Annotated in this window: 6 protein-coding genes and 2 pseudogenes; 1 reads left to right on the top strand and 7 read right to left on the bottom strand. The window is 70.0% G+C overall.

The features are described from left to right. The 6 genes and pseudogenes from L995_RS33150 to L995_RS14125 form a co-directional block, all read right to left on the bottom strand. Nucleotides 1-131: pseudogene (locus L995_RS33150) on the bottom strand (tripartite tricarboxylate transporter substrate binding protein); the annotation flags it as partial. A gap of 39 nt (nucleotides 132-170) precedes the next feature. Next, on the bottom strand, nucleotides 171-1175 hold the full coding sequence (locus L995_RS14145; RefSeq protein WP_046987107.1) for a Bug family tripartite tricarboxylate transporter substrate binding protein: 1005 nt from the start codon (nucleotides 1173-1175) through the stop codon (nucleotides 171-173). 70 nt (nucleotides 1176-1245) lie between these two features. Further along, entirely contained in the window at nucleotides 1246-2178 is a 933-nt protein-coding gene (locus L995_RS14140; RefSeq protein ID WP_047472367.1) for an NAD(P)-dependent oxidoreductase, read from the bottom strand. Beyond that, on the bottom strand, nucleotides 2175-2861 hold the full coding sequence (locus tag L995_RS14135) for a hypothetical protein (protein ID WP_016451551.1): 687 nt from the start codon (nucleotides 2859-2861) through the stop codon (nucleotides 2175-2177). The genes L995_RS14140 and L995_RS14135 overlap by 4 nt, the downstream gene beginning before the upstream one ends. Nucleotides 2862-2909: 48 nt before the next feature. Further along, nucleotides 2910-3203 (bottom strand): annotated as a pseudogene (locus L995_RS14130) (tripartite tricarboxylate transporter substrate-binding protein); the annotation flags it as partial. Nucleotides 3204-3298: 95 nt separating this feature from the next. Continuing rightward, the gene (locus L995_RS14125) at nucleotides 3299-4300 is read right to left on the bottom strand and encodes a Bug family tripartite tricarboxylate transporter substrate binding protein (RefSeq protein ID WP_047472366.1); all 1002 of its coding nucleotides are present in this window, start codon (nucleotides 4298-4300) and stop codon (nucleotides 3299-3301) included. Between the two features lie 127 nt (nucleotides 4301-4427). Between L995_RS14125 and L995_RS14120 the strand changes: the two genes are divergently transcribed. Next, a complete protein-coding gene (locus tag L995_RS14120) occupies nucleotides 4428-5216 on the top strand; it encodes an IclR family transcriptional regulator (RefSeq protein ID WP_047472365.1) in 789 nt (262 codons plus the stop codon). A 40-nt stretch (nucleotides 5217-5256) separates the two neighbouring features. Here the strand turns inward: L995_RS14120 and L995_RS14115 are convergent. After that, nucleotides 5257-6305, bottom strand: a 1049-nt coding sequence (locus tag L995_RS14115) for a DUF945 family protein (protein ID WP_047472364.1), incomplete at its 5' end; no start/stop codon positions are given.

Below are 6305 nucleotides of genomic sequence, written 5' to 3'. Positions count from 1 at the left end.
GCGGCCGCGTCGGCGCCGCCGCCGGGCGCATAGGGCACGACCAGGGTGATGGGACGCTCGGGAAAGGCGGCCTGGGCCACGGCGGCGGCCAGGGCGCAGGCCGCGATCAGGGTTCTGGCAAGGAATTTCATGGCTTGTCTCCAGATTTTTTAGAGGGGGCGGCGGCCGAATCAATCCGCCTTCAGGTTCAGTTCGCGGGCGATCTGCGCATAGGAGGCCGCTTCGCTGGCCACGCGCTGCGCGAAGGCGCTGCCGCAGCTCGACTCGGCATCCATGCCCAGGCCGTGCAGCTTGTCCGCGGCCGATGCACTCTTGGCAAACTCCACGGCCACGCGCTCCAGCGCCTGGGCCGCGCCGTCGGGAATGCCGGCCGGCGCGAGCACGCCGTACCAGACATCGGCCGAGTAGTCGCCGCCACCCGCTTCGGCAAAGGTGGGCACCTGGGGCAGCAGGGACGCGCGTCTGGGCGAAGCCACGGCCAGCGCCGTGAGCTTGCCGCTGCGCACCTGGGGCAGCACCGAGCCCAGCGTGGCGAAGGAGCTGTCGAGCTGGCCGCCCATGAGATCCGTGACCACGGGCGCCGCGCCCTTGTAGGGCACGTGGTTGAGCTTCAGGCCCTTGGCCCGCGCAAACATCTCGGTGGCGAAATGGCCCGAACTGCCCATGCCCGCCGTGCCGGCCGTGACGCTGCCGGGCCGGCTGCGTGCCTGGTCCATGTACTCCTGCAGGTTGCGCGCCGGCATGCCCGGCCCCACGACCAGCACCGTGGGGCTGCTGGCCACCGTGCACAGCGGCCGGAACGAGCGCACCACGTCGAACTTCACGCGGCCCTGGTACAGCGCCGGGATCATGCTGTGGTTGGTGGCGCCGAACAGCAGCGTATAGCCATCGGCCGGCGCGCCAGCCACGGCCTGCGCGGCCAGTATGGTGTTGGCCCCGGGCTTGTTGTCCACCACGAAGGGCTGGCCCAGCGCCTTGCCCGCATGGTCGGCAAAGGCGCGCGCCACCACGTCGGTGGGGCCGCCCGCCGCAAAGCCCACGACCAGCCGCACGGGCTTGGCCGGATAGTCCTTCTGCGCCAGCGCGGGCTGGGCGCCCAGCACGGCCAGCCCCACGGCGGCCAGCAGGCCGCCGCGCAAGGCCAGGCGGCGGACCTCTTGGAAATTCCTCGACATCGCTTGTCTCCTCAAATCACATGCATGCACATGCATGGGCCAAGGGCGCGCACGGCGCCCCTGCCCTGGCTCAGGCGCCGGCCGCCGCAGGCACGCGGGCCAGCACCTCCAGCACATTGCGGGCCGCGCCCACGCCCATGTTCACGTAGGCATCGCCGGTCACGCCGCCGATATGGGGGCTGAGCACGAAGTTCCTTTCGCCCTGGAACGGGTGGCCGGCCACCATGGGCTCCACCGCAAAGCTGTCCAGCCCTGCGGCCGCCACCTGGCCCGAGCGCACGGCGGCCAGCAGCGCGGCCTCGTCGATCAGGCCGCCGCGTGCGGTGTTGACCACGATCACGCCGCGCCTGCAGGCCGCCAGCGTGGAGGCGCCGAGCATGCCCCGGTTTTCCTCGGTCAGCGGGCAGTGCAGCGAAATCGCGTCGGACTCGCGCCAGATGGTTTCCAGGTCCACGGGCTGCACGTAGGCGGGCAGGTTCTTTGCGAAGGGATCGAAGCCGATCACGCGCATGCCCAGCGCATCGGCCATGCGCGCAAAGCGCAGGCCGATGGCGCCCAGCCCCACCAGGCCCACGGTGCGCCCGCCCAGCTCCAGGCTCTTGTGCGTGGCCTTGTCCCAGTGGCCTGCGTGCATGCGGGCGTCCAGCGCCACCACCGACTTGGCGCAGGCCAGCAGCAGCGCGAGTGCCTGCTCGGCCACGGCCGCCGCATTGGCGCCCGCGGCGGCCACCACGGCAATGCCGCGTTCGGCGGCGGCCGCCTTGTCGATGGTGTCCGTGCCGCTGCCGTGCTTGGAGATCACGCGCAGCGAGGGCGCCGCGTCCATCACGGCCGCGCCCACCTTGCCGTAGCGCACGATGATGGCCACGGGATCATGGTCGCGGCACAGCGCGACCAGGTCCTCTTCGGTGGGCGTCTTGCCCGCATAGACGATGTCGTGCCGGGCCAGCAGGTCCAGGGCCTGTGGCGCCAGATCGGCGCCGGTGACGATGACGGTGCTCACAGCGATTCCCCTTCCTTGAGCACGCCGGCCGCGCGCAGGGCCGCGGGCAGCCACTTCGATGCCGTGTCGCCGCGCGCAATGGCCTCGATGCGGGCGGCCTCGTCGGCCACCTTCTTCACGGCCAGCTCCAGCATGGCGGGTGCCTTGGCGCGCTCGATGACGACCACGCCATCGGCATCGCCCACCACCAGGTCGCCCGGGTGAACCGTCGTGCCACCAGCGCAGATGGCGTGGTTGATGCGGCCCGGTACGAACTTGGTAGGGCCTGCGGGATTGAAGCCTGCGCTGAACACGGGGAAGTCCAGCTCCAGCAGCTCCAGCCGGTCGCGGATGGCGCCGTCCACGATGACGCCGGCCAGGCCCAGCTTCTTGCAGGCGCTGAGCATCAGCGTGCCCATCAGCGCGGCGGTCTGGTCGCCCTTGCCGTCGATGACCAGCACGTCGCCGGGCCGGGCCAGCGCGATGGCGGCGTGGATCATGAGGTTGTCGCCGGGACGCACCTCGACGGTGAAGGCCGGGCCGGCCACTTTCATGCCCTGGTGCACGGGCGCCACGCGCGAATGCATGGTGCCGCGGCGGCCCGCCACGTCGGCCAGGATGGCGGCCTGAAAGCCGGCTGCGCGCTGCACGACTTGGGCGTCCACGCGCTCTATGTCACGGATGATTTCTGGGAGTTGGCTCATGATGGTCCAGCGAGATGAGGTGAAGGAAAACAGGAAGATGCAAGCGCGTCAGTCGGCCTTGATGCCGGCCTCGCGGATGAGTTGGGCCCACTTGGCGGAGTCGGATTTCTGCAGCTCGCCCAATTGCCGGGACGTGCCGCCGACCATGCCGGCCTCGGCCATGGTGAGCACGTCAGGCAGGGCCTTCAGGCGCGCCGCCGAGGTCACGGCCAGCGCGGGCGTGTCGCCCTTGTAGGGCACATGGATGAAGCGCACGCCGCCCTGCCTTTGCAGCAGCTCGCCCTGCATCTGCAAGACGGTTCCGCTGCCGCCCGAGGCAAAGGCCAAACGGACGGGCACGGCAAGGCTGTCGCAGTCCATGGCGAGATCTCGATGGAGGAAAGGAAGGGAGGTGGGAGCGAGAAGGAAGCGAAAGGGCTGGCGCCCCTGCCCCGGGCTCAGTCCAGGCTGGCGCCCGAGTCCTTGACGATGCGTGCCCAGCGCGGCACCTCGGCGCGCAGCAGCGCGGCGAACTTCTCGGACGAACCGCCCAGCACCTCGCCGCCTTCGGAGCGCAGCTTCTCGGCCACCTCGGGCACCAGCAGCGCGTCGTTGATGGCCTTGTTCAGCTGCTGCACGATGGCCTGCGGCGTGCCCGCCGGCGCCAGCACGCCGAACCAGGTGACGGCCTCGAAGTCCTTGTAGCCCGACTCGGCCAGCGTGGGCGTCTGCGGCAGCTGGTCAGACCGCTTGAGCGAGGTCACCATCACCGCGCGCAGCTTGCCGTTGCGCACCTGGCCCAGCAGCGTGGGCACGGCCGACATGTAGAAATCGATCTGCCCGCCCACCAGGTCGGTCATGGCCTGGGCTGCGCCCTTGTAGGGCACATGGCGCAGCTTGATGCCGGCCGCGTTCTCGGCCAGTTCGCCGGCCAGGTGCGCCACCGTGCCGTTGCCCGAGTAGCCCAGCGTGAGGCCGTCGGGCTTGGCCTTGGCGGCCTTGACCAGGTCGTCAAAGGTCTTGTAGGGCGAGTTGGCGGGCGCGGCCATCACGATGGGCGCGGAAGACACCAGCGCCACGGGAACCAGATCCTTCAGCGGGTCATAGGGCAGCCTGGCGTACAGCGAGGGGTTGATGGCCAGGTTGCTGGTCTGGCCCATGACCAGGGTATGGCCGTCCGGCGCGGCCTTGGCCACGGCATCCACGCCCAGGTTGCCGCCGGCGCCGGGCCGGTTGTCCACCACCACGGTCCACTTGTTGTGGTCCGCCAGCCGCTGGGCCACGGTGCGCGCAATCATGTCCGTGCCGCCACCGGGCGGAAACGGCACCACCAGGCGGATGGGCTTGCGGGGATAGGTGTCCTGGGCCTGTGCAGCGCCCATGGGCACGATGGCGGCAACGCCGACCAGGGCGGCAAGAAGGCGTGCATTGAGGCAACGCGAAAGCGAGGGAATCGGCATGGCGGTTTGTCTCCGTTTGTTGTGTCCAACGCCCGCATGGCTGCGGTGCGTGGGACGAACTTTATGAAAACGTTTCAACCCATACAATGCCGTTTCATACAGCGCAACCAATTGCATGCCTTGCACCATGAACAAGCCCCCCAGCACCCCTTCCCCGGCGCAGCCACCCGATGACAAGGCCAGCCCGGCCAAGGACGGCGGCGTCATCGCCGTCACGCGTGCCTTGCAGCTGCTTGGCGCCTTCGCCCTCGGGGAGTCGCACCTGTCCCTGGCGGAACTGAGCCGGCGCTGCGCGCTGCACAAGACCACGGTGCTGCGGCTGGCGCGCACGCTGGCGCAGTCGGGCTTCATGGTGCAAAGGGACGATGGGGACTGGCGCCTGGGCCCGGCCGCAGGCTGGCTGGGTGCGCGCTACCAGGCGGGCTTTGATGTGCAGAACGTGCTGGAGCCCGCGCTGCGCGCGCTCACGCAGGCCAGCGGCGAGAGCGCGGCCTTCTATGTGCGCGAAGGCAATGTGCGCACCTGCCTCGTGCGCGTGGAAGGGCCGCAGGCCCTGCGCCACCATGCACGCATGGGCGAGGGGCTGCCGCTGGACCAGGGCTCGCCAGGGCGCGTGATCCTGGCGTTTTCAGGCGAGCCGGGGCCGGTGTACGAGCAGATCCGCCAGCGCGGCTACCACTGGTCCATCGGCGAGCGCGAACAGGGCGTGGCCACGGTGTCGGCGCCGGTGTTCGGCATGCACTGGCGGCTGATGGGATCGGTGTGCATCTCCGGGCCGGCATCGCGCCTGCCCGAGTCCCGGCTGGAAGCCATGGCGCAGACCGTGATGGCGGCGGCCAACCAGCTGTCCTATGCGCTGGCGGGCAGCGCCAGCACACAGGCCCCTGTGGTGCGCGCCAGCCAGTGGCACCCCTGAGAACCCCTTCCGGGGCGACGCCCGGAAGGTGGATGGCCGCTTACTGCAGCGCGCCCATGGGCAGGGCGATGGGCTTGCCGTTGAGCGTGACCTGGCCGGCCTGCATCTTGAGCGCGCTGACCAGCTTGTCGCCTTCCAGGCGGGCATAGCCCGTGGCCTGGGCCATGCCCAGCATGCCTTCCACGTCCTCGGCCGAGACATCGGGCTTGCCCGATGCCTTGAGCAGCGGCTCCAGCCAGGCCTTGGGCAGGCTGGCATTGGCCTGCAGTGCCGAGGTCTTGAGCAGCGCCGGCATCCAGCCGGCCTGGGCGACCTGCTCCTGCGTGGGCGCGCTTTGCACTTCGGCGCCGTACTCCAGGTGGCCGGTCTGGCCCTGGTAGGTGGCCTGCAGCTTCATGGAGTAGGCCGGCAGGGCCGCCACCAGGCGCGGAGCGTTCTGCATCAGCACGCCCATGCCCTGCTCTTCCAGCGATTCCAGCGCCTTGACCAGGCCCTCCTTGCGGTAGCCCTCGACCATGACGCGCTGGAAGCCGCGCAGCGCCTCGATGTCCAGGCGCTGGATCTTTTCCTCGTAGCCCACGGACTCGAAATCGATGGGGCCGATGCGGCCCGTGCCCTTGACCTGGGTGGTCATGCCCAGCGTGGTCTTGTCGGACTCGATGACCGAGCTGCCGTCCACGTTCTTGAGGTCCAGCAGCGTCTTGGCCTCGCCGCCTTCGGCGGGCGTGCTGCTCATGCCGAAGCGGGCGATGCGCACGCTGGCCTTGCCGGGGCCCAGGCCCCACAGGCCGTCGATGACCTTGTTCTCGAAGCTGCTCTCCAGGCCCGTGAGCATGATGCTGGTGCGCTCCACCGGCGCTGCGGCCGGCTGGGTGGGGAGGGCCTCGTCGTTGTCGGATTCCTCCTCCTCGCCCTCTTCCTCTTCCACGCCCATGGACTTGTCGCGGCTGGGCAGGCCCAGCAGGGCCACCTCGGGCCAGCGCCAGGTGCCCTTGACGCTGCCACCGCCCAGGGCCGTGTCCAGCACCATTTCCTGCCAGCGCATGGTGACTTCCTGGTCGCCCAGCTCGCCGGCGGGCAGCAGCAGGC

Origin of the sequence: Delftia sp. ZNC0008, from assembly GCF_000799035.1 — a bacterium.
GTDB classification, from domain to species: Bacteria; Pseudomonadota; Gammaproteobacteria; order Burkholderiales; family Burkholderiaceae_C; genus Comamonas; species Comamonas tsuruhatensis.
Note: the sequence above shows the minus strand (reverse complement) of the source record. Positions and strands in the feature narration are given on the sequence as shown.

What these genes read in the sequence shown, in the direction of transcription:
- L995_RS14145 (WP_046987107.1), bottom strand. Translation starts at nt 1,175, where the DNA reads ATGTCGAGGAATTTCCAAGAGGTCCGCCGCCTGGCCTTGCGCGGCGGC.
- L995_RS14120 (WP_047472365.1), top strand. Translation starts at nt 4,428, where the DNA reads ATGAACAAGCCCCCCAGCACCCCTTCCCCGGCGCAGCCACCCGATGAC.
- L995_RS14135 (WP_016451551.1), bottom strand. Translation starts at nt 2,861, where the DNA reads ATGAGCCAACTCCCAGAAATCATCCGTGACATAGAGCGCGTGGACGCC.
- L995_RS14125 (WP_047472366.1), bottom strand. Translation starts at nt 4,300, where the DNA reads ATGCCGATTCCCTCGCTTTCGCGTTGCCTCAATGCACGCCTTCTTGCC.